Here is a 1,106-nt window from a genome sequence, read left to right as displayed (position 1 = left end):
TAGAACACGTAGGTCCAACGCGTGAGACCCTCTGCAGCTTCGATCATCATCTCGGTGACCTCGAGTGGCTTGGAAGAGACCACGATGTCACGCTCGAGCAGAACCTTGGCCACGTAGTCCACGAGCTCTGGTGCTTCACTAGCGGGAGTGGTCTCAAACACGAGGTCGTACTTGTTCTTGAAGTAGCGGGCCTCGTTGGCTCGGAGGCCAGCAAGTGCGTCAGCCCAAGGGGAGGACTCAAGTCCTGAGGTGGAGACGGTGACGAAGTCGACGGGATTACTCATCTAAGTACCCTCTCACGGTTTGAACTGCTCTGCATCTGAACTAGATCGAGGGAGAAAATACAGTGGTGCCAAGAGCAGCTGCTTTTCGTGTCAGTGAAGTGTCAGCAGTAGCAAGTGAAGCAGCATGCTTGAGTGCAGTGTGAAGGACAATCACATCAGGCATCTTGAGCCCTGATTCCGACCTGAGCCTGGCGATATCTTCCGCATCCTCTGAGGCAATGTCATCGATGATGAAACCCAAAGAATCGATACCCTTCCTGAATTCCTTCAAGCGATTAGCGCGAATAGGCGCAACAAGTATCTCTGCATACGTGAGAGTGGAGATCATCAGCTCTTCAGCAGCAGTGTCCCTCAAGAATGTGATTGCCCACTCGTGGTGCAGGTCAGAGCCATCGAAAGCTGCGATGAGAACATTGGCATCGAGGACAATCACTTAGGCCACTCTTCGCGCAGTTCCTCACGCCAATTTGCTGGCCAGATTCCGTTCATGGATCCCGCAACAACATGAATTGCGGCCCGACGCTTCTCTGCCTTCTTGTCTGCAAGAGACTCCACCACATCGACCCCTTGGTCGATGATGTGGCGGAGCAGTTCAGCACGCTTGTTTTTGTCGGCAGGCCAGAGCGCAGCGGCAGCGTCGAGAGCACGAGTAAGTTCTTCGGTCTCGGTAATCATGTGACGCTGACGTGCAGTGGGCATAACCTAAGTGTAACACTTAAGACAGAGTGTTGCACCTAGATATTTGCTACATCACGTGGTCTGGGTTCATCCAGAACACGTCCCACAAGTGACCGTCCAGGTCTTCAAAGCCCCAGCTGAACA

Annotated in this window: 2 protein-coding genes and 1 pseudogene; all 3 read right to left on the bottom strand. The window is 53.3% G+C overall.

Annotated features, from left to right (window positions below):
• Positions 1-284, bottom strand: a pseudogene (locus Q0362_RS02660) (phage tail protein); the annotation flags it as partial.
• A gap of 40 nt (positions 285-324) precedes the next feature.
• Positions 325-717 (bottom strand): PIN domain-containing protein, encoded by a 393-nt coding sequence (locus Q0362_RS02655; protein ID WP_298119480.1) that lies wholly within the window; start codon positions 715-717, stop codon positions 325-327.
• Positions 714-983: a hypothetical protein gene (locus Q0362_RS02650; RefSeq protein WP_298119479.1), complete on the bottom strand. Its 270-nt coding sequence runs from the start codon at positions 981-983 to the stop codon at positions 714-716. Before Q0362_RS02650 ends, Q0362_RS02655 begins: the two co-directional genes overlap by 4 nt.
• Positions 984-1,106: the final 123 nt, after the last annotated feature.

The sequence above is a fragment of the uncultured Aurantimicrobium sp. genome (genome assembly GCF_936931525.1).
In the GTDB taxonomy this organism is placed as follows: Bacteria; Actinomycetota; Actinomycetes; order Actinomycetales; family Microbacteriaceae; genus Aurantimicrobium.
Note: the sequence above shows the minus strand (reverse complement) of the source record. Positions and strands in the feature narration are given on the sequence as shown.